This window comes from Nostoc sp. ChiVER01, from assembly GCF_034531155.1.
Lineage (GTDB): Bacteria > Cyanobacteriota > Cyanobacteriia > Cyanobacteriales > Nostocaceae > Nostoc.
Genome location: NZ_JAVRBS010000005.1, coordinates 116,531 through 136,518 on the forward strand (window position 1 = coordinate 116,531; position 19,988 = coordinate 136,518).

20 protein-coding genes are annotated in these 19,988 nt (G+C 42.7%); 5 read left to right on the top strand and 15 right to left on the bottom strand.

The genetic code is table 11. From position 1 onward, the window contains the following. Window positions 1–491: 491 nt before the first annotated feature. The 3 genes from RMY00_RS09050 (at window position 492) to RMY00_RS09060 (ending at window position 4,028) form a co-directional block, all read left to right on the top strand. On the top strand, window positions 492–899 hold the full coding sequence (locus RMY00_RS09050; protein ID WP_100901502.1) for a hypothetical protein: 408 nt from the start codon (window positions 492–494) through the stop codon (window positions 897–899). A 4-nt stretch (window positions 900–903) separates the two neighbouring features. After that, a complete protein-coding gene (locus tag RMY00_RS09055; protein WP_322647212.1) occupies window positions 904–2,169 on the top strand; it encodes a glutamate-5-semialdehyde dehydrogenase in 1,266 nt (421 codons plus the stop codon). A gap of 287 nt (window positions 2,170–2,456) precedes the next feature. After that, the gene (locus tag RMY00_RS09060; protein ID WP_322647213.1) at window positions 2,457–4,028 is read left to right on the top strand and encodes an alkaline phosphatase; all 1,572 of its coding nucleotides are present in this window, start codon (window positions 2,457–2,459) and stop codon (window positions 4,026–4,028) included. 46 nt (window positions 4,029–4,074) lie between these two features. Here RMY00_RS09060 and RMY00_RS09065 read toward each other — a convergent pair whose 3' ends face one another. After that, entirely contained in the window at window positions 4,075–4,227 is a 153-nt protein-coding gene (locus tag RMY00_RS09065; RefSeq protein ID WP_322647214.1) for a hypothetical protein, read from the bottom strand. Window positions 4,228–4,819: 592 nt separating this feature from the next. Here RMY00_RS09065 and RMY00_RS09070 point away from each other — a divergent pair. After that, complete coding sequence (locus RMY00_RS09070; RefSeq protein WP_322647215.1) at window positions 4,820–5,671, top strand: universal stress protein; 852 nt, start codon at window positions 4,820–4,822, stop codon at window positions 5,669–5,671. A 79-nt stretch (window positions 5,672–5,750) separates the two neighbouring features. Here the strand turns inward: RMY00_RS09070 and psbM are convergent, their stop codons facing one another. From psbM to RMY00_RS09095, 5 genes are all read right to left on the bottom strand, one after another. Beyond that, window positions 5,751–5,867: a photosystem II reaction center protein PsbM gene (gene psbM / locus RMY00_RS09075; protein WP_096540882.1), complete on the bottom strand. Its 117-nt coding sequence runs from the start codon at window positions 5,865–5,867 to the stop codon at window positions 5,751–5,753. A 161-nt stretch (window positions 5,868–6,028) separates the two neighbouring features. Then, on the bottom strand, window positions 6,029–6,325 hold the full coding sequence (locus RMY00_RS09080) for a 2Fe-2S iron-sulfur cluster-binding protein (RefSeq protein WP_322647216.1): 297 nt from the start codon (window positions 6,323–6,325) through the stop codon (window positions 6,029–6,031). A gap of 185 nt (window positions 6,326–6,510) precedes the next feature. Then, window positions 6,511–6,648 carry a photosystem II reaction center protein K gene (locus tag RMY00_RS09085; RefSeq protein WP_006195022.1) on the bottom strand — a complete coding sequence of 46 codons (138 nt, stop codon included), beginning with the start codon at window positions 6,646–6,648 and terminating at the stop codon, window positions 6,511–6,513. A gap of 122 nt (window positions 6,649–6,770) precedes the next feature. Beyond that, window positions 6,771–7,874: a tRNA guanosine(34) transglycosylase Tgt gene (tgt, locus tag RMY00_RS09090; RefSeq protein ID WP_322647217.1), complete on the bottom strand. Its 1,104-nt coding sequence runs from the start codon at window positions 7,872–7,874 to the stop codon at window positions 6,771–6,773. A 436-nt stretch (window positions 7,875–8,310) separates the two neighbouring features. Next, window positions 8,311–8,763, bottom strand: a complete 453-nt coding sequence (locus RMY00_RS09095) for a hypothetical protein (RefSeq protein WP_322647218.1) — start codon at window positions 8,761–8,763, stop codon at window positions 8,311–8,313. A 377-nt stretch (window positions 8,764–9,140) separates the two neighbouring features. On the opposite strand from RMY00_RS09095, the gene cobS reads away from it, so the two are divergent. Next, the gene (gene cobS, locus RMY00_RS09100) at window positions 9,141–9,914 is read left to right on the top strand and encodes an adenosylcobinamide-GDP ribazoletransferase (protein ID WP_322647219.1); all 774 of its coding nucleotides are present in this window, start codon (window positions 9,141–9,143) and stop codon (window positions 9,912–9,914) included. Window positions 9,915–10,154: 240 nt separating this feature from the next. On the opposite strand, the gene RMY00_RS09105 is transcribed toward cobS, so the two are convergent. The 9 genes from RMY00_RS09105 to RMY00_RS09145 all read right to left on the bottom strand — a co-directional run bounded on the left by RMY00_RS09105 (window position 10,155) and on the right by RMY00_RS09145 (window position 19,539). Next, a complete protein-coding gene (locus RMY00_RS09105; RefSeq protein ID WP_322647220.1) occupies window positions 10,155–10,610 on the bottom strand; it encodes a PPC domain-containing protein in 456 nt (151 codons plus the stop codon). Window positions 10,611–10,697: 87 nt separating this feature from the next. Continuing rightward, complete coding sequence (locus RMY00_RS09110) at window positions 10,698–11,375, bottom strand: ComF family protein (protein WP_322647221.1); 678 nt, start codon at window positions 11,373–11,375, stop codon at window positions 10,698–10,700. Window positions 11,376–11,405: 30 nt separating this feature from the next. After that, entirely contained in the window at window positions 11,406–11,897 is a 492-nt protein-coding gene (locus RMY00_RS09115) for a GNAT family N-acetyltransferase (protein WP_322647222.1), read from the bottom strand. A 237-nt stretch (window positions 11,898–12,134) separates the two neighbouring features. After that, the gene (locus RMY00_RS09120) at window positions 12,135–13,451 is read right to left on the bottom strand and encodes an alkaline phosphatase PhoX (RefSeq protein ID WP_322647223.1); all 1,317 of its coding nucleotides are present in this window, start codon (window positions 13,449–13,451) and stop codon (window positions 12,135–12,137) included. A 677-nt stretch (window positions 13,452–14,128) separates the two neighbouring features. After that, window positions 14,129–14,533: a VOC family protein gene (locus tag RMY00_RS09125; protein WP_322647224.1), complete on the bottom strand. Its 405-nt coding sequence runs from the start codon at window positions 14,531–14,533 to the stop codon at window positions 14,129–14,131. Between the two features lie 18 nt (window positions 14,534–14,551). Beyond that, entirely contained in the window at window positions 14,552–15,148 is a 597-nt protein-coding gene (locus RMY00_RS09130; RefSeq protein ID WP_322647225.1) for a tRNA-(ms[2]io[6]A)-hydroxylase, read from the bottom strand. A 52-nt stretch (window positions 15,149–15,200) separates the two neighbouring features. Further along, window positions 15,201–16,733 carry an anthranilate synthase component I gene (trpE, locus tag RMY00_RS09135; protein WP_322647226.1) on the bottom strand — a complete coding sequence of 511 codons (1,533 nt, stop codon included), beginning with the start codon at window positions 16,731–16,733 and terminating at the stop codon, window positions 15,201–15,203. A 227-nt stretch (window positions 16,734–16,960) separates the two neighbouring features. Further along, a complete protein-coding gene (locus tag RMY00_RS09140; protein ID WP_322647227.1) occupies window positions 16,961–17,386 on the bottom strand; it encodes a photosystem I reaction center subunit II in 426 nt (141 codons plus the stop codon). Window positions 17,387–17,529: 143 nt separating this feature from the next. Continuing rightward, window positions 17,530–19,539, bottom strand: coding sequence for a DICT sensory domain-containing protein (locus RMY00_RS09145; protein ID WP_322647228.1), 2,010 nt, complete (start codon window positions 19,537–19,539; stop codon window positions 17,530–17,532). Between the last annotated feature and the right edge of the window lie 449 nt (window positions 19,540–19,988).

Sequence of the window (19,988 nt, forward strand, 5' to 3'; positions counted from 1 at the left end):
TAACTGATAACTGTTGAAGTCTTGGGCGATTCACACTACACTCTGTGAATCACTCCCAATGTGGGCAAATCGAGCAAACAAATTGTCTACTGTCTCAATTTGCATATCGCCCACAAAAAGAAACACCCACTTGCTAAGAAATATAAAACCCAGCTTTAGACTGGTGTAGATATAGATTAGCTTGGCTACAATCTTTGTGTGTCCTTACAATAAATGCTCAAAAATGCAAACACATTATCTTTAAAACGACAAATGAAGAGAGGGAAATTTTTAGATAAGATTGCCAGCTATGGGGAAAGATTACAAACAGAGAACCTCGTACTGATATGGTAATTAGGATATTTAGAGTCTGCTGTATCTACTGTTTGCAATGATGGCAATGTTTGAGTCGCCTGTTTATTTTCATAACAAGAGAAGCCTTATCAGGCATTTACCAAGAAATCATAATTCTCACAGTTCGTGTAAAACACGCTCAAGTTACTAGAACGCTTGTGCAATCTCAAAAACCCGAAAAAATAGACTTCAATACGGAATACCCCTGTCCCTGTCGTCGCCGGGGTCAGTTAATTCCGATTACGCTGACAGAAGCATTTGGTTGCGATCGCTGTCAGCAAATCTTTGTAGTAGAAGATAATGGTCATGTCCTAGAACAGCTTTCTACCACCTATCCCTACAAACGGGCTTGGCGTTGGATGGGAAATAGTTGGCATGTTGTCCATCCGCGCTTGGGAGAAAGCTATCTGCCTATAGCACTTGGCATTATTTTCGTGCTAGTGATTATATGGCTGCCATTAGCACTACGATTGGCAAATAGTTCCAGCATTGTTGCTTGGGCAATGGTGGCGGTGCTATTGGCTATTCTGCCAGCGCTAATGGTCTGGCTTACCTACAGACGTTAACTCAATGACTGTTGAAGTTTTGGATGATTACCCCGAACCAATTACTAGTGCCCAACGCGCCTATCATGCTTCCCTAAAGTTGGGGATCACAAAGGGAGCAGACCGGAGTCGTGCAGTACTGGCGATGGCACAAGCCCTCGAGCGCTCATTTGACGATATTCTAGAAGCCAATACCTTGGATTTAGAAGCCAGTCGGGAAATGGCAGTGCCTGAGTTGATACTAGACTGGCTAAAGCTGACTCCCACAAGGTTAGAGATGACTGTGGACATTTTGCAACGGTTGGGGGAATTATCAGATCCACTGCGGCGCGTCAGAACTGCTGATTATCAACTGGAAGATTCCCAGAGTTATACCCAGTTAATGCCCTTGGGAGTAATTGGATTTATTTATGAGGCGTTTCCAGATTTAGGAGCGATCGCAGCAGGTTTTTGTATCAAAACTGGCAATAGTATCATTCTCAAAGGCAGTACTGAAGCTAGCCATTCCAACGCGGTCATCGCTGAGGTATTGCAAAGTGCGATCGCTCAGGTTGGTCTAGTTCCTGGCTGTCTAGAATTGATCACAGCAGAACACGGTACTTCAATTCGGGATTTAGTCACCCAAGACCAGTACGTGAATCTAGTGATTCCCTACGGACGTTCTAGTTTGGTACAGCAGGTAGTACGACAGTCAACTTGCCCAGTCTTAAAGTCAGCGATGGGTAACTGTTATCTTTACTGGTCGCTAAATAGCAGTTTAGAAATGGTGCGCTTGATGATTCTTAATAGCCATCAGAGCGAACCAGACCAAGTTAATGCCATTGAAAAAGTACTCATTCATCGCCAAACCTTACCATCGTCTTTAGCCGTTCTGTGGAACAGCTTGAAGGAAAAAGGCTTTGAAATTAAAGGGGATGCAGAACTAGTAAAAGCCTTTCCCCAGTTGCAGTTAGTGAAGGAGAGCGAATGGGGAAACCCTTATTTAACTAGGACAGTAGCTTTTAAATTGGTGGATAGTTTAGAAGTTGCGATCGCCTGGATTAATGAACACAGTAGTGGTCATGCCGACTCTATCGTTACTGAATCTTACCAAGAAAGTCGGCAGTTTGCTTTAGGAGTTAACAGTGCTTCTACTTACATCAACACTTCCCCGCGTTTTTCCCGCAACCCCTCGCGGGGAGATTCAGTGTTTCTTGGCATGTCTAACCAAAAAGGTCATCGTCGGGGATTTATCAGCCTGGAAACCTTGACTACCGTTAAGCACATTGTTCAAGGAAATGGCAGGTTTTAAATAATTCGTAATTCGTAATTCGTAATTCGTAATTAGAAAAGGGTTTGATAAGAGTGCAGGTAGTCCTACAGTTCTGTTTTGGTTGGGGTATAAATCCCTTATTCGTAATGCCCCAATCCAATTTTAAACTTAACAAAATCTTAATTACTGCTTGATTTTGGGTTGTTAGGCTCCTTTTGTTTGGTTGATCAGCAATTAGGAGACAAGTCAAATCAAGCTACTGTTTGTGGTTTTCATAAGTGACCCTCCTAAATGCCAACTGTATTTACATCTAGATAGGGGTGAATATGGAACTTATGGATGGTATGCACTTGCTAGCAAATCGTTGCAGAAGGCGGAGTTTTTTGCTGGGTGCAGGATTCTTAAGCGGGTTAACAATCGCTAGCCAATGGCATCCGGTATTGGCTAACTCAAGGTTTTCTGGCTATCCGTTCAGTCTTGGTGTTGCTTCTGGCGATCCTTTGCCGGATGGTGTTGTTATCTGGACACGACTGGCTCCAAATCCACTTTCTGGAGGTGGAATGCCACTTGTAAATGTACCAGTGCGGTGGCAAGTTGCCCTTGATGAAAACATGAGGCAGATTGTGCGGCGAGGAACAGTGCTGGCAACACCAGAGTTAGCCCACTCAGTTCACGTTGATGTCCGTGGACTAGACCCTGATCGTTGGTACTGGTATCAATTTGAAGCAGGTAAGGAAGTTAGCCCCATTGGACGGACTCGCACAGCACCAGCATTTTATGGCTCTATCTCACAACTGAACTTTGCTTTTGTCTCCTGTCAAGACTGGCAAAATGGCTACTATACGGCTTATCGGCATTTAGCTGAGGAAAACCTCGACCTTGTGGTTCATCTAGGTGATTATATTTACGAATACGGGCCACAACCTGGTGGGCCCCGCCAGCATAATAGTCCAGAAATCATTACTCTTGAAGACTACCGAGGCCGCCACGCTCTATACAAAACTGATTTGAATCTCCAAGCGGCTCATGCTGCTTTTCCCTGGATTGTCACTTGGGATGATCATGAAGTTGATAACAACTACGCTAACTTAATCCCCGAAGATAACCAAACCCAAGAAGCTTTTAAAAAACGGCGAGCTAACGCGTATCAAGCTTATTATGAACACATGCCTCTACGTCGGTTTTCATTGCCAAACGGGCCAGACGCGCTACTTTATCGGCGCTTGACTTTCGGTAATTTAGCTGAGTTTAATGTCCTAGATACGAGGCAGTACCGCACTAACCAACCTTGTAATGACGGACTTAAGCCTCGCTGTCCTGAAGCTTTTGATACAAATGCTACCATGACTGGCTCAGAACAAGAGCAGTGGTTACGAAAAGGGTTAGATCAGTCGCGATCGCGCTGGAATGTGATTGCTCAACAGACCATGCTTGGCCAGTACAATTTTAATAGCAATCCGGGTGCAGGTGTATTTAATGTGGATCAGTGGGACGGCTACGTGGCTGCACGTAATCGACTCTTGAGCTTTCTAAACCAGCGCCAACCTTCTAATCCAGTGGTGATTACCGGAGACATCCATTCTAGTTGGGTACATGATCTGAAGCTTGATTTTAATAACCCAAACTCACCGACGGTAGGCACTGAGTTCGTAGGAACCTCAATTACCTCTGACTTTCCTGCCTCATTCATCGCTCCAGTTCAAGCTTCCCTACCCAATAATCTCCATACTAAGTTTTTTGATGGTGCTTTCCGGGGATACGTGCGCTGCAAGCTTACCCCACAACGCTGGCAAAGCGATTACCGTGTTGTATCAAGCATCATTGATTTGAATGCCTCTATAAAAACCCTAGCTTCATTTGTAGTCCAAAACGGACAACCAGGAGCGCATCTAAGTTAACGGAAGTTCGATAAACCCTCCCTGAGTCCAACTAAAGTTCAAGCCTCTACCTCTCCGACTCGGAGCTACGGTGTACACACAAGTCGTAAAATTCCACCTGACACTTGGTTTCGTCCTCTAGCAATAGGATTGTGCGATCGCTCACAAAACCTGTCCGCAGCAAGGAGGAACGACGAACGCAAGAGCGTGTTGTAGACAAGCAATCGCTTTAACTTACCGGATTATGTGATTACTTCGCTCCGTTATCACTGCGCTCGTAATGACAATTTAAGGGGTCTATAACGCCTGAAACCCTTTCAGATAGTACTTGTGTGTACACCGTAGCCGACTCGGAGAGGGACGATTTTACATAGTAAAACATTCTTAGAGGTCTTTATAGACCTCAACAAATAAATTCTCTTAACCCAAGCGTATCGGCTTACAGCAAATAAATCTTTTTGAAGAGTTATTTTGGCATTTCTTTGCAATACTTAACTAACTTCTAATTAAAAAAAGTGAATATAGATAAAAAATGATAACTAGCATCATAATTGATTAAGTTATCCAAGCTAAATTGAGACTATGCTTAATAATTGCAGTCTAGTTGATCATCTTAAGTAAATAGGTGCAAATGAACTTAAATATTTGTTGAGCTTTTTGTACTTTGTCATTTGTTTGAGTGTTAAATACTAAGAAAGAAAGTTTATTTGTGCCAAGTTACTAACTAGGTTGTTGAGCAAGGCAGTAAAAATCTGACCTGAGGCAAGTAATAACAGCGATAACTAAAGTAAACTTAACAACAATCACGTAAAATGATAGAAAAAATTTTGCTGGCTGTATCGGGATTGGGACATGCAGAAGAAATGCTCAAGACCCTAAGAGAAATTCCTTCAATTCAATCTGCAAAAGTGACGATTTTGCATGTTGTTCAGGCACAAAATACTGCTGCTACCATGACAACTAAATGGGAAAATGGCGGTAAAATTTTAGCTAATGCTATTCAAACTTTGAACTTAGATCCTAGCCAGGTTTCTTCAATTTTACGCGAAGGCGATCCGAAAGATGTAGTTTGCCAAGTAGCTGATGAAATCGACGCTGACTTGATTATTATGGGTTCACGCGGACTTAAGCGGCTGCAATCAATTTTATCGAACTCAGTCAGCCAGTATGTTTTTCAGCTATCTTCTCGCCCCATGTTGCTGGTAAAAGATGATATTTATGTCAAAAGAATTAAGCGCATTATGGTGGCAATAGACAACTCTGATTCTGCAAAGAACTGTTTGAAATTGGCACTGTTTTTACTGCGAGATATTCCGGGCGGCGAATTAGTTTTGGCAAATGTTGCTACAGATTTAGGCGGGAAGAAATCGGAAATAACTGAAGTTAGTTCAGATAAAAATCCAGTTTTGGCAGCCGCAGTTGCAGAAGCTAAAAACCAGGGCATTCAATCTCGTTGTTATATCAGCAGTGGCAAACCTGGTGAAGAAATTTGTCGGTTGGCAGAGCAGTTAAATATAGATTTATTATTGCTCGGTTCTCCAGATCGTCGCCCATCTATCGCTAAGAGTTTTGTTGATATAGACCGACTTATCGGATCTTCCTTGTCTGACTATGTTCGAGTTAATGCCACTTGTCCGGTATTGTTGGCGCGGACGATCGCTTAAAAGCAAAATAGAGTTAGTGGTTGATAAATAAAAACCCCTGCACGAGTAGTATAGGGGTTTTTATTTGATACACAAACTCTTAACTATCTTTTCCACCTTCGCGGCTAGCAGTTTGAATGTACAGAATTAGTAAAAACACAGAGGGAACAAGTACGAACAAAATGCTCGCTACGAACCCCAGGTCATTAACTTGCATGGCAAGAAAACCTCTCTTAAATTTCCAGTCAACAACATTTAGGATAGCATCATCGACGACACAGTTATACCAATTCCAAATTCAAAATCAGGAAACTCAATTTTGGTAAGTATTTTGACTCCTGACTGAATACAAATTGAAGCAATGACACATTTAACAACTTAAGGCTTTGTGACTACACTGACTGAGCCATTCACCAAAGTTTGACAGGCAAGGCGGTAATTTTCCGGCTTTTTTTTGAATTTGCGGTTTTCTACGTCTGTACGGGGGGAAAGATTTTCTAGTCCTTCGACTATCTCGACAACGCAAGTACCACACTGACCACTACCACCGCAATTGGTCATCTTGCCAATGAATTTATATATATCAACGTTATTTTGCATTGCTTTGAGCCGGAGATTGGCACCATCTGCCGCCACTACTTCTTTATTCTCTTTAACGAATTTGATATTACCCATAACTGATTCCTCCTTGACTCTAAGCTTGGCTTTCAAGGCTTCATATTGACATGGCTTGATTCATATCTTATTAATTATATTAAATCATTACAAAATATTAATAAACATTAACTTTATCAAATAGAGTGAGACAAAAAAATAGAACAGGTATAGTACCTGTTCTATAAATTGAAAAATAGGTTAACTTACCTAAATCCCACCGCTGCTTGCCAAACGAAAGCAAGCAACAAGAAGAATACGGGGATGACTGGGAGAACGTCCACCAAAGGATCAAAGATTTGGTATGCTTCAGGCAGTTTTGCTAATAAAAGTGCTGCTTCCATGTTTGTTTAAATCCAACTATCCAACACAGCGTTCATAATTGAGAAGTATCTTAACATGGTTTGGTCGTTGGTCATTGGTCATTAGTTATTTGTCCTCTATCTCCCACTCCCTACTCCATCATTCAATTTAGCCAGTGACCAAATTCTGTAACAAAGCGATCGCTTAATATTGCTTCTCTAATATGCTGAGTAAAGCGAATTAGTTCGGTAATGTTGTGAATGCTCAACAAGGTATAAGCTAAAATTTCTTGCGATCGCACTAAATGAGATACATAAGCACGGCTAAAATTTTGACAAGTGTAGCAAGGACAAGTTTCATCTAATGGGGTGAAATCTTCACGAAACTTAGCATTTTTTAAATTCCAGCGTTCACCCTGCACTATTGCTGTCCCATGTCTCGCCCAACGGGTAGGAATGACGCAATCAAATAAATCTACACCAGATGCGATCGCGATCGCCATTTCCCGATAAGTACCGACACCCATCAAATAACGTGGCTTTTCAGGCGGTAGAAGCGGTGCTGTAACTTTTACAATCTCAGCCATCATTTCTGGCGGTTCTCCCACACTCACCCCACCAATGGCATATCCGGGCAAATCTAACTTAGCCAAAGCTTCCGCCGCACGACAACGCAAATCCAAATATACGCCTCCTTGCACAATCCCAAACAACGCCTGCTCACTGCGTTGATGAGCCGTTATGCAGCGTTCTAACCAGCGATAAGTTCGCTCAGTTGCAGTTTCAACCTCTTGCCGAGTCGCTGGGTAAGGCGGACACTCATCAAAGGCCATAATCACATCAGCCCCCAAAGTATTTTGAATCTCAATGGATAGCTCTGGTGTCAAGTTAATAATTCGTCCATCATGAGGTGAGCGAAAAGTAACGCCTTCTTCAGTAATTTTCCGCATCTCGCTTAAGCTGAACACCTGAAACCCACCCGAATCTGTGAGCATTGGGCCATTCCAACCCATAAATTTGTGCAACCCACCGCCCCCAGCCACGATCGCTTCTCCTGGTTGTAAGTGAAGATGATAAGTATTGGATAAGATCATTTGCGCCCCAGTCTCTCGTAGCTGAGATGGGGTAATAGTTTTGACATTTGCCAGTGTTCCCACTGGCATAAATCTGGGGGTTTCTACAACACCATGAGGAGTGAAAAAGACTCCTGCTCTAGCTTTGGTTTGGCTACAGCAAGCAAGACATTCAAAGGAAAAATTCGCACTCATACCATTTTGGATTTTAGATTTTAGAGTTTGGATTGTGAAACGCTAATTGGTAAAAAGTTTCACAAATCCATAACTAGCAGCCTTGAAGAAGGCAGAAGGCAGAAGGCAGAGGGCAGAAGGAACAAGACACTTATAGGATCAAACTCCTCCTATCTTGGAGCTACTAAACTCTTGTTTAGTAGGGGTCTTAAACCGCTTCGCTTTAGTCACGGGCAAAATGTAGGAGTAGGAGTTAGAATTCCCTTCACCATAGCTGCCTTCTGCCTCCTGCCCTCTGCCTTTCCTGGTAAAACCAAATGGTATTAGGGCAGATTAATATTATTTGGCTAAATTATGCACAAACATAAAGACTGGCAATTGAGTTTTCGTGAACACTTAAGCGTTCACTACTAACCTAGTTACCAACTTTAGGAGTATATACTGTGCTAATTGTTATTTAAAAAGAATCAGAACAGTCATCGTCAATTTCCGCATCCCATCTAGCAGAGAGGACTTGCTCCATCATCGCTTCTATAGCGCTGACATTGAAGGTTCGCTCTCGTCGCTCTTGTAGGGGGGTTGAGCGGGGAATCAACCGCAGACACACTCCATCTTGCATCAAATCAAAATAGGTTTCTTGTTGCGACGACTGTTTGAGTTCCAAGTAATCAAAACTACAAACATTCAGATATAGCGCGTGGTTTGCCACTAAGGTAGACCTTTGCGGATTGGCGAAAACTTCCATCACATCCCCTTCACCCTCGCTCAGTACCTTATCTTCTTGGGTGTAGATGTAGTGGACTCGACCTAAGTCGGTCAGCAATCGCCGGATGTCGAGCTTATTCACAATGATGCCCGTGTTAATAATGCACGGAGCTGGTATCCTGATGTCGGGTAGATGGTGACTCATAGGAAAATAGCGATTGAGCTAAGGAGAGTGACAACATAGCTAAACTGTCATAAGCGAATAGCTTGTTTACTTCCTACATTTAAAAAAATATCAATTTTGTGGAACAATCGTCTAAATAATTTAGAGTAAGTTTTTAATTAACGAATACAAAACACAAATTTTGATCCTTGATGGAATTTTAATTTCCTTAATCATTACGTTTTTTTGTATAAAAAAACTTTGATTATTTATTTACCACTTAGACCAGCATAACAAAATTTTCAAAAAGAATCTCTAATAGAAGTAAATCTTATTTAAAGTTTTAAAGTATGCTCATGTTGATTGTACTTAACCCAAGTCTATTATCCAGCAATTAACCAAATATTAATGTTACTACGATGACGAAACAGCAACAGTGGTGGAAAAAGTTGCTGTTAAAGTTGGCAGCTAGTATTATATTTTACACTACTATTCCAGTACCGTATTTGGAGGGATTAGATTTTCGGAGAGTGGCACGTCTTGCTGTGGTTGTAGGCTTGATAATTGGGGGAATTTTAGGGTTACTGGATACGGCGATGGATTATCTGGGTATGCCAGTGTTAACTCGTAGTACTTTAGTAGTCAGCATTTGGATTGCCATAACTGGAGGACTGCACTTAGATGGGGCAATGGATACTGCCGATGGTTTGGCAGTGGGCGATCCAAATCGGCGGCTGGAAGTGATGACAGATAGTGCTACAGGTGCATTTGGAGCAATGGCAGCGATCGCCTTGGTGCTACTGAAAATAGCAGCTTTGACGGATATTCCAGAAAACCGTTGGTTGTTGCTGATGGCTGCTTGTGGCTGGGGACGTTGCGGACAACAGATAGCGATCGCACGATATCCTTATCTGAAACCAACTGGTAAAGGTGCGTTTCACAAAGAAGCTATTCGTTCTTATAAAGATTTGTTACCAGGATTGTTGTTGCTGCTAGGTTTGAGTGGTTTAGTTTGGTTAATAGATAAACAACAACTATTTCTCGCACTGACAATGATAATTGCTGGAAGTGCGATCGCTACTCTAACTGGTGCGTGGTTCAACCACAAATTAGGCGGACACACAGGAGACACCTACGGCGCAGTCGTTGAGTGGACTGAAGCTTTATTTCTCTGTGTATTGACTGTTTTTTAAGATGTGGGGGAGTAGGGAGTGGGGGATGAGGGAGCAGGGGGAGATGAGGGAGTGAGGGACAAGAATTAATAACCAATGCCCAATGCCCAACAATACGGTTCAGTTAACGCTAAAATTCTTTGTCAAAGTCAATTTTTTGAACGAACCGCCAAGGACGCCAAGGACGCAAAGAAAAAAAGAAATGCTTAACTGAACTGTATTGCAATGCCCAATGCCCAATGCCCAAGACTAATGACTACTTTACTTAATCGGTTGTAGCTTTGTTATCTTAAGTTTAAAAGCCCCAACTCCAGTTTCCCCAAAAGAGCGGACACGAATCACATAATTCCCAGTCTCTACGATGCGAGTAAATAGTAGGGAATTACTACTACCATCAGGGCCATCATCATTTTCTGCCAAAGTTGATCCATCAGGTGCTAGGAGGGTTATAATGCTGTCAAAGTTTTCGGATGACAGGTCAACTGCTAAATTATCGCCCTTCTGTAACTTCACTGTGTAATCACGGGCAAACCCACCTTGACCTGTAGGAATGTCTTTGTTTGAGAGGGTATCGGAAAATTCAGTACTGTTAGATAAAGGAATTGGACTATACAACTTATTTTGAGCAAAAGCTGCGCTTGTACTTATACCTATTGCCAGCAATGTGGCAGGAATAATGATGAGTTGTTTTAAACCTGCCGCAAAAACTTTATTCATACATTTCAAGCAATTTTTTCTACAAAGATAGGGGAATTCGGTCAATTGATGTACTTATCTGCTAAAGCTTGCCCATTGCTTATTGATTTATCCGTCTTTGACGGCAGTGGCTACTGCTACTAATCCTAAGACCATAATTCCATACTGACGAAGTGTTTCCACAGCAGACCTAGCAGTAGCACCAGTAGTATAAATATCGTCCACTAACAGCACTGGGACATTTGGGGGACGATGGCGAAATTCTTGGCCAACAGCAAAAGCGTTAACCAAGTTTTTTTCTCGTTTAGATACCGATAAACCAAATTGCGCTTCAGTTTCTCGCACTCTTGCTAAACCGTTTAGTTTCAATTTTAAGCCAGTTATTTCGCAGAAGCTTTGGGCTATGAGTGCGGCTTGATTGTATTTACGTTGCTTTTGCTTGCTAGGGTGGAGTGGGATGGGAACTACCACAGGCTGCCTATCTTGCTTCGGTGAATTTAACAACCATGCTTCTCCTAACCAGTGACCCAAAGGACGAGCTATTTGGGGTTGATTTTCGTATTTCATCGCTGCGATCGCTCGTTTTACTGGGCCACCATACTCGCCCCAGCCAAATACTGGTATTGGCTCTTGCCACAAAGAAATCGGGTCTTGACGTTGACATTTTTGCAGTTGTCTAGCGCAATTTTGACAGAATTCTTGCGAGGTTGCACGTTGGCACAGAGGACAATGAGATTGGAGAAAAAGATTGAGTAAGCCTGTAAGATTTTTAATCCAAGTGTGCATTTAGGGTTGTCCTTTGTCATTAGTCATTGGTCATTTGTTTTTGAGCAATGATTTAACGTACACGCGATCGCATCTTGTTGTTTCTACGCCTGTTGCTGGAGTGTAGCCGTTGCTTTCATATAGCTTGACTGCTTCCACTAAAACGCTGGCGGTTTCAATCCAAATTTGCTCAAAACCACGCTCTGCGATCGCTGCTTCTAGCTGTTGTAACAAATATTTCCCTAATCCTAAACCCCTGATGCTGGGCAAAAGATACATTTTGCGGATTTCTACAGCTTTTTTGCCTCGGTGTATAGGGTAATATGCCCCAGTACCAACTAGCTGGCTTTGGTGTTCAATTACCCAAAACTCTCCCCCAGTTGCTAAATAATATTCCTCTACTCGCAGCACATCTCGGTCAGCGCCCTTTGGTTCCCAACCCAGACCGTATTCTGATAATACATAACTGATGACTTGAGCGGCTCTGGTGCGATCGCTTTGCACCCAATCACGAATTAAAAAATCTTGATAATAGTTTTTCATTACCATTTGCTGGTCAAGTTTACACAGAAAAATTTTCCGCATCTATATCCCAATTTACTCAGCAAATAGCAATTCTTGCAGAGTCCATTTCAAGCGGTACTCTCAAGGTGTCAATAAACAGATAAAAGGAGAGGAATTGTCTTCCCCTCCCTTTGTCTTCTTATCAACGATAATTCAGCGATATAGTAGCGATGCGGCGGGTTACGCCTGCGCTGAAATTGATGTTACGACTTGATATTAGCCTCTATTACTGTTCCAAGGACCCCAGATAGCTAAAGTGATACCAGGGGTTTGAATGTTAACGAACAAAGTACGACCATCAGGTGAGAAGCAGGCTCCAGCAAACTCACCAGTTTCGAGGGCATTACGCGCAAATTTGTAGATTTCACCACTGGGAGTAACACCTATCAAGAAATTGTCACCGTCTCCGTCCTCACAGAGGATCAGATCGCCGAAAGGTGCTACGACAATGTTATCGGGCATGTCGAGTTCATTTTTAGATTCAGACTCGACAAACAATTCGATTTTCTCTTCACCCGGAATGTAACGCCAGACCTGACCACCGCCTACAGGGCCACCATCTGTAGCAGTGAAGTAAAATTCTCCTTTGCCATTGTTGTCGTCATAATAGATGCCTTCCCCACGGCTAAACTGGGCTGCACCTAAGTTGAAGCCTTGCACTCTGACATTATCTGTAGTTATTGGGTTGGGGTCAGGAATGTTCACCCAATCTACAGCTAACTTCTGTCCTACAACGAAACCAGTCTTAGTGTTAACTCCTGGTCTACCTATGATCTTCAAAGCTTGAAGAATGCCTCCTTCTTTTAACTGACCAGGAACTGTCGGGATAAAGCGGTAGAAGAGGCTATCTCCTCTATCTTCAGTTTGATAGACATATCCAGTTTTGGGATCTACAGCTACAGCCTCATGATTAAACCGTCCCATAGCAACGAGAGGCACTGGGTCTACAGGAGAGGTGGCGCTAGCTGGAACCTCAAAGTTATAACCATGTAACTTTTTGACTCCATTACTTGCACTCGGTCTAGTTGTATCTTCTTCACAGCTAATCCATGAACCCCAAGGAGTTCGACCACCCGCACAGTTACGAATGGTTCCACCGAGAGAGCTAAACTGTTTGATCAACTCGCGATCGGGCCCTACAACCAGGGTTGTAGTGCCACCTCTGCATATAGGATCGTAGGGATTCGGCACTTCTACTCCTGGTACACGAGTGCCACTACTATTACTAAGTTCGTGATTGCGAATCAGGATTGTTGTGTTTTGGGGGCCAGGAAAGGCTGCCATTCCATCATGATTACTAGGCTCTAGGTTGCCATCGCTCATGGGAGTGCCTGTACGAGATATAACTCGATACTGAAATCCTCTTGGTACTTCTAAAATTCCATCAGCACCTGGAAAAAGTTCCCCATATCCTCTACCAAGTTTTTTACCAAAGGCTTTTCTGGCAAGAAGACCTTCTAAAGGAGACACCATCAAAGTGCCTACAGCAGTTGTACCTGCTATTGCAAAGAATTTACGTCTTGAAAATGTCATGAGGATGGTTTGGTTACTTACAAATAATGCTTGAAGAAAAAATATTTTATTTTGATTAAGTTTGGGTAATGCTTTATTTAATTTAGGGTTAGTTAATAAAAGATGAATTTTTTATATAAAATTTGCTCAAAATAAGCCAAATTCATACTCACAAGGCTTATTTAAACCCAATACCTAAAGCCTGGAGCTATATCAACCAATCCTGCGATCGCAGACTTTGTTCTTTTAATTGCACCTTTTCAAAGGCAAAAATAAAATAAAGCTTTTTATAAATTATATTAAGTTTGCTATATTATTCAGAACAAAAAATAACCAGAGGATATCTGGATTAGTTGAAATCTAAATAATACAATTTACTCAAAAGACCAAAAAAGACTATTGTTAATAACAGCAATAGCTATTCCTGAATCTGGTGCAATTTCTAGACTGTTGGTATTTGTTTTTCTGAGTAGAATCCTGAAAAAAATTCAGCATCTACATAGATAGTGAACCTGAATAATGGAAGCGAGCCTGATTATAACTGTAATTGTCCATTATTTTAGCTTTTATGACTAAGGCAACTGGAAGGCACGCTTAAAATTGCCCAAAATTTGTAGGATTGTTCTGAAAACCCGCCTTTTGTTAGGAGCGGGTGAAAAGCCCGGATAATTTAGTTCTTGGAAATCACTCAGGTTGAGTTAACTGACAATTCCTAGATTGTTGTAGATTTCGATGAGATTGCCATCAGGATCGCGAAAATGAGCTGTGCGGATTCCCCAACTGGGGCGATCTTGTGGTTGAGTTACAACGAGCGCATTCTGATTTTTTACTTGCTCATAGACCTCATCCACGTTATCGACTGCGAAAATCAAGGCAATTTTATCTCGATTGGCAATATAAGAAGGCTGTTCGACTCTTGGAACTACTTGAGCCATTAATTCTTGTTTGAACAAACCTAGCTTGAGATATCCGGTATTAAACTCAGCATATCCACTATCTTCATCGCCCCAATCGACGTCAAATTTCAGCAGATCCCGGTAGAACAGAAAAGAATCTTTGTAGTTGGAGACAAGCAGTCTCAGGTGTGTTAGCTGAAGCTTCATATCTGTTACCTTGGTCTACTAACTGTGAATTCTAGGTTCTGGGTGCAAAGTCGCTAACAACTCACTTTCGACAATTGCTAATTCATCAAGCCGTTTCATAACAATTTCTTTATCGAAGTAAGTAGCAGCTAATACCCAATATATACCGTAGTGACGCGCTTCGGATGCCATTAGTCCACGATAAAATTTTGCTAACTCTGGCTCTGGACAGTGAGCAGCTAATAATCCCAGGCGTTCGTGAGAGCGAGCTTCTATTAAACCAGTGATTAGTAAGGAATCCAGAAATCGCTCAGGTTCTTTGGGGCGGACAACAGCTTTTAAACCTGCGCCGTAGGGAGGCGGTGGTAGGGGAGCTAAGGGAATATTCCGGCGTTCTAACCATTGGTTAACTAGCTCAAAGTGTTCTAGTTCTTCACGAGCGATCGCAGTTAATTCCCGAACCATTTTAGTATTAGAAGGGTAGCGAAACATCATGTTCAAGGCTACGCCTGCTGCTTTGCGTTCACAGTGCGAGTGGTCGAGTAAGATGATGTCTAAATTAGCGATCGCTTGTTTAACCCAAGCAGAGCTAGTGGGTTGTTTCAGGGCGTTGATAGTTGGTAACTGAGTAAGCACAGAGTCAATCAATTTTGGATTTTGGATTTTGAATTTTGGATTTTTCCATAGTTTAAACTCGCAAACAACGAATCGCCTCTAATAGACCTCTAGCTTTATTTAGCGTCTCTTCGTATTCTTTTTCTGGCTCAGAATCAGCCACTAAACCTGCACCGGCTTGCACACTTACCGTATTATCATGCACTACCATTGTGCGAATTGCGATCGCAGTATTTAATTGTCCTTCAAAATCGTAATATCCATACACACCGGAATAAACACCCCGACGGCTAGACTCTAACTCGTGGATAATTTCCATTGCCCGAATCTTGGGTGCGCCGCTTACCGTACCTGCTGGGAAGCAAGCTTTCAATAAATCCCATGCTGTTTTACCAAGTGCTAATTTTCCCACAACATTGCTGACTATGTGCATTACATGGGAGTAGCGCTCAACTACCATTAATTCATCAACTTTGACGCTACCATTTTCACAAACGCGTCCCAAATCATTCCGCCCTAAATCTACAAGCATCACATGTTCGGCAACTTCTTTGGGATCTTCGAGTAAATCCTTTGCAAAAGCCGCATCTTCTTGGGTAGTTTTACCCCGTGGACGCGTCCCGGCAATTGGGCGTACTGTTGCTATGACTCCACCATCTGAATCGGTTTCGGCTTTCACCATCACTTCGGGACTCGAACCAATGATTTGCCAATTCTGGAAGTTAAAGTACGCCATGTAAGGCGAAGGATTTATCTGACGTAGGGAGCGATAAAGGGCAAAGGGGTCACCTGTGTATGCTGTTGATAATCGCTGGGAAATTACTACTTGGAAGATATCGCCTGCTTTGATGTAGTCTTTGGCCTTTTGGACGCTAGCACAAAAATCAGGGCGGGTAAAATTACTTTTATACTCCTCTGCTCCTTTGCTCCCTTGCTCCTCTGCTCCCCTGCTCCCTGGCGGTTTCCATTCCAATCGAGTTTTTTCTGGCGATAGAGGCAGAGATAGCTTTTCTAGCATTTGGGTAACACGATCGCACGCTTGTTGATATGCTGCTTTGAAATCTACTTTCTCATCACGTAAATCAGCATAAGCGATCGCCCAAATTTTCCGCTTCACTTGGTCAAAAATCAATAGGTGGTCTACCTGCATCCACAACCCATCAGGGATATTTCGCTCATCTGGTGGGTGAATTGGCACACGCGGCTCAATCCAGCGAATTAATTCATGGCCCCAAAACCCAAACAAACCGCCAATTCCTGGCGGTAGCTGTGGTAACTTGACTGGGTGAAAAGGTGCTAGACATTCGGCTAAAGCTGTAAAAGGGTCGCCTGGAAAAACGACCTGTGAACCATCACGGTTTTTCTGAATTGTGCGATCGCCCCTTGCTTCCAAAACCCACAAAGGATCGCAACCCACTAGGCTATAGCGTCCCAGTTTTTCCCCACCTTCGATCGATTCCAACAAAAAGCTATAGGGTTGACCTGCACAGACTTTATACCAAGCAGATACGGGCGTATCTAGGTCTGCCACCCATTCTTGATATACCGGGATAAAGTTGCCTTGTTGCGCTAGGGTGGAAAACTGGGAGAAATCCGGAAACATCATTATTTTTCAAAAGTAATTGGTAATTGGTAATGGGTAATGGGTTTTTAGTTACCAATTACCCATTACTAATTACCCATTAGCTACTAAGCTAACGCGCCTACATATTGCACAAACTCCGTGTAGACCGTCATTAGTCATTAGTCATTTGTGTTTACTAAGGACAAAGGACAATTGACAACCTCACCAGTTAATGTGCAATCTTATTTGCGTAACAGCTTAATAGCTAGTTACGGAGCGTCGTAGGTAGTAACACCGCTAAACTTAACTTTAGAGGGGCTGGGGTTTTGTCCGATACGACGGTCTACATAACGCACTTTGTCACGACCTGGGTTAACCTTCTCAGGGAAGACACCATCAGCTGGGTGAAGTAAAGTGGTTTCTCCGTTGGGTAAAATCCGGTAAATTTTGTAATCTGTGATTTTGAGTTTCCGGAGTTGCTGACCGCCCAAAAAGATTCCATATTCTTTACGAGCTATATACAGCAGGTTTTCACCTTTCCGCATAACAGCAGCACCACCTGTAGGCAATTCAAAAACTTGCTCTTTCGGGCTAGTCCAAGTAATAGCGTACTTTTCTTCTAGGTCTGCTTTTGTGAGCAAGCCACCGGTGCTGCCACCGTATAGCGGGGTTTGTCCAGAGAGTGTTTCTGCCATAAGTGATTCTCTCAACGTTTTTAGGGAATCCTAACACCGCAACCAGGATCATATTGCGATCGCGTTATAGACTGTAACAGTTTTTAGTCATTTGTCCTTTGTTCTTTGTCATTTGTTAAAAACCAATGCCCCATGCCCCATGACTATTTACTCTTGACTTTTGTCCGCTTTTCTTCTTTGCTACTCTGAACAATTGGTATGGTGAAGTGAAACTGACTACCCTGGTCTTTGCCTGTTGACTCTGCCCAAATTTCTCCACCCCAGCCATTAACAATTTGACGACAAATTGCTAAACCAAGTCCAGTACCGCCAGTGGTGCGGCGCAACGCTCCCTCTTCTTGATAGAAGCGGTCAAAAACTACTTCTAAACGATTTGGTTCAATGCCGCGTCCAGTGTCTGCTACAGTCACCTCAACCTTTTGATGGCTGTTGTAAATCGCTTTAATAGTGATTTCTCCTTGGGATGGTGTAAATTTACAAGCGTTATCTATGAGTTTTGCCAATACTTCTACCAGCCAATCACCGTCTGCTCTAACCAAAGGTAGATTTTCGGCAATTTCAGTCTTGATTTTCGGCGGCTTTTCCGTTGAGGAACGCGTGCGATTGCGGCTAAGTGATAAATCTATACACTCTTGTAAAGTCAAGGATTCTGGATGCCATTCCACCCGGCCGCTTTCCAAGTTGGAAAGTGTAAGGAAATCTTGTACCAGTTTTCGCATCCGTTCTGAGTCGGAAAGAGCTGTGTTGAGCATGATTTGCTGCAATTCCAAAGGCATATCAGGCTCACTAGCAAGGCTTTCCAGGCAGACTTGAATGGTGGATAGTGGGGTACGCAGTTCATGCCCGGTGATGGCTATGAGGTTACTGCGGGTGCGGTCTAGGGCTTCTAGCTGCTGGTTAAGTTCTTCTAGGTTGGCATAAGCTTCCGCTTGGATGAGAGCTGCTCCCACTTGGGTGGCGATCGCTTTTACCAAATCCAATTCCCCAGGTTGGCACTCGTGCGGTGGCATTCGGCAATAATGTAACTCCACAATGCCCAATAATCGCCCCTGATAGAATACTGGTTCCATCAGCCAAGAACGAATGGCAAACTTTTTGGCGATCGTGGAAAGTGCTGGTGAATTAGTAACGCGAGGGTCACTCAGTGTATCACTTACACAAATCCCTTCGCCAAGTTCTACTATGCCCCGAAATAAAGAATTTTTCTCTAATTCCCAGGTTTGCCCACGAACAGATAAAATACCAGGAGTTAAAAACTCGTGTTCAATTATGGCTTGGCTATCTGTGGCTTGAGCGCGGTAAATTAGACAGCGACAAGCTTCTAGGTGTTGTCCTAATTCTTGTGCCGCCACCTGGAGAACTTCGTGAGGGTCGAGCGATCGCCGAATGGCTGTACTAATTGAGTTGACTAATCGTTCTTTTCGTGCTTGGGCAGCAATGGAACGGTAGGCTTTGTGCAATTTGTACTGACTAGCTTGCAAGTAAGTTACTAAACGCTGCACAAAGGGATCTGTATCGATGTCACAAGCATATTCATTGATCTGTTCTGCTCCAAAGTGGCTTCGCGGCTCTCCTATACCAAACCTCTGACGTGCCTCCTCAATTTTACTTGCCAGTTCTGGTCTGTAAACCAAAATCCTGTCTAACAGCAATTCAGCTGCTTTGAGACTGACTCCTCTTTCCGATGTCCAAACTCCCTCAAATCTTCGCGCTGCGTCTATATCCAGATTAGGGCTTAGTTCTGGTAGTTGCTTATTTTTAGCAATAGAACCAAGGCTTTCTCGGCAAACCAGACAAGTAGCATAATTGTCAGCAATCACTACCAAATGCCACTCATGGCTTAAGCCATCCGTTGGCTCAAAAGCTATTTTTTCATAGTATTCTGAACTGTTAACGAAATCCGTTTCCGGAGCAGATAATACGTATATTTGGTTACTCCGCAAGGCAAGTCGCTGATAGCGATGAGCTTCTTGGCGGTAGAATCGCTCTCGCTGGAAACTAGCAATTACAAGGGGTTGTGCTAAAGTCGCAGCCAAAACTTGATCTTCCATCGCATGGGAGAGCGCCGTTAGTGAAGCCTTAAAATATAGCTGGGGCCGCAAGTATGCTAGGGACTTTAGCAAATCACTCAGCACAGAAGTAGAAATGCTCATGAATTATTGTTAAACGCTCAACCTCGACAAGATCAAAAGTCACAGCTGCATTGTACAAATTCCAAGGGACTCTCAAGTTAAATAGAGAGTTGCAATATGTAAAGAACGCGCTTAAGCACTTTCTGCCAAAGCAGGCGTAACACTTTGTTACCAATTAAGAGTGCATACATACAACTTGATTTGTTGATTGGCAACCTACTACGCCCAATATACATTCTCGACCAAGTTTAAAATATGCTTGTACAACCAAAATTTTTAAATATTAAGTAACAAATTTATTGCCTAATGTGTTTTTTTATACCTTATATTTATTGGACATTGATTCTTTATTGATAGTCCACATATAGGCAAGTAGCCCATTGTAGACATCGCCTTTTGCCTACGTTGATTTATGCCTACTAAATAAATTTTCTTATCCAAAAATCATTACTGCTACATTCACATAATTT

What these genes read in the sequence shown, in the direction of transcription:
- RMY00_RS09055 (WP_322647212.1), top strand. Translation starts at nt 904, where the DNA reads ATGACTGTTGAAGTTTTGGATGATTACCCCGAACCAATTACTAGTGCC.
- RMY00_RS09060 (WP_322647213.1), top strand. Translation starts at nt 2,457, where the DNA reads ATGGAACTTATGGATGGTATGCACTTGCTAGCAAATCGTTGCAGAAGG.
- RMY00_RS09070 (WP_322647215.1), top strand. Translation starts at nt 4,820, where the DNA reads ATGATAGAAAAAATTTTGCTGGCTGTATCGGGATTGGGACATGCAGAA.
- psbM (WP_096540882.1), bottom strand. Translation starts at nt 5,867, where the DNA reads ATGCAAGTTAATGACCTGGGGTTCGTAGCGAGCATTTTGTTCGTACTT.
- RMY00_RS09080 (WP_322647216.1), bottom strand. Translation starts at nt 6,325, where the DNA reads ATGGGTAATATCAAATTCGTTAAAGAGAATAAAGAAGTAGTGGCGGCA.
- RMY00_RS09085 (WP_006195022.1), bottom strand. Translation starts at nt 6,648, where the DNA reads ATGGAAGCAGCACTTTTATTAGCAAAACTGCCTGAAGCATACCAAATC.
- tgt (WP_322647217.1), bottom strand. Translation starts at nt 7,874, where the DNA reads ATGAGTGCGAATTTTTCCTTTGAATGTCTTGCTTGCTGTAGCCAAACC.
- RMY00_RS09095 (WP_322647218.1), bottom strand. Translation starts at nt 8,763, where the DNA reads ATGAGTCACCATCTACCCGACATCAGGATACCAGCTCCGTGCATTATT.
- cobS (WP_322647219.1), top strand. Translation starts at nt 9,141, where the DNA reads ATGACGAAACAGCAACAGTGGTGGAAAAAGTTGCTGTTAAAGTTGGCA.
- RMY00_RS09105 (WP_322647220.1), bottom strand. Translation starts at nt 10,610, where the DNA reads ATGAATAAAGTTTTTGCGGCAGGTTTAAAACAACTCATCATTATTCCT.
- RMY00_RS09110 (WP_322647221.1), bottom strand. Translation starts at nt 11,375, where the DNA reads ATGCACACTTGGATTAAAAATCTTACAGGCTTACTCAATCTTTTTCTC.
- RMY00_RS09115 (WP_322647222.1), bottom strand. Translation starts at nt 11,897, where the DNA reads ATGAAAAACTATTATCAAGATTTTTTAATTCGTGATTGGGTGCAAAGC.
- RMY00_RS09120 (WP_322647223.1), bottom strand. Translation starts at nt 13,451, where the DNA reads ATGACATTTTCAAGACGTAAATTCTTTGCAATAGCAGGTACAACTGCT.
- RMY00_RS09125 (WP_322647224.1), bottom strand. Translation starts at nt 14,533, where the DNA reads ATGAAGCTTCAGCTAACACACCTGAGACTGCTTGTCTCCAACTACAAA.
- trpE (WP_322647226.1), bottom strand. Translation starts at nt 16,733, where the DNA reads ATGATGTTTCCGGATTTCTCCCAGTTTTCCACCCTAGCGCAACAAGGC.
- RMY00_RS09140 (WP_322647227.1), bottom strand. Translation starts at nt 17,386, where the DNA reads ATGGCAGAAACACTCTCTGGACAAACCCCGCTATACGGTGGCAGCACC.
- RMY00_RS09145 (WP_322647228.1), bottom strand. Translation starts at nt 19,539, where the DNA reads ATGAGCATTTCTACTTCTGTGCTGAGTGATTTGCTAAAGTCCCTAGCA.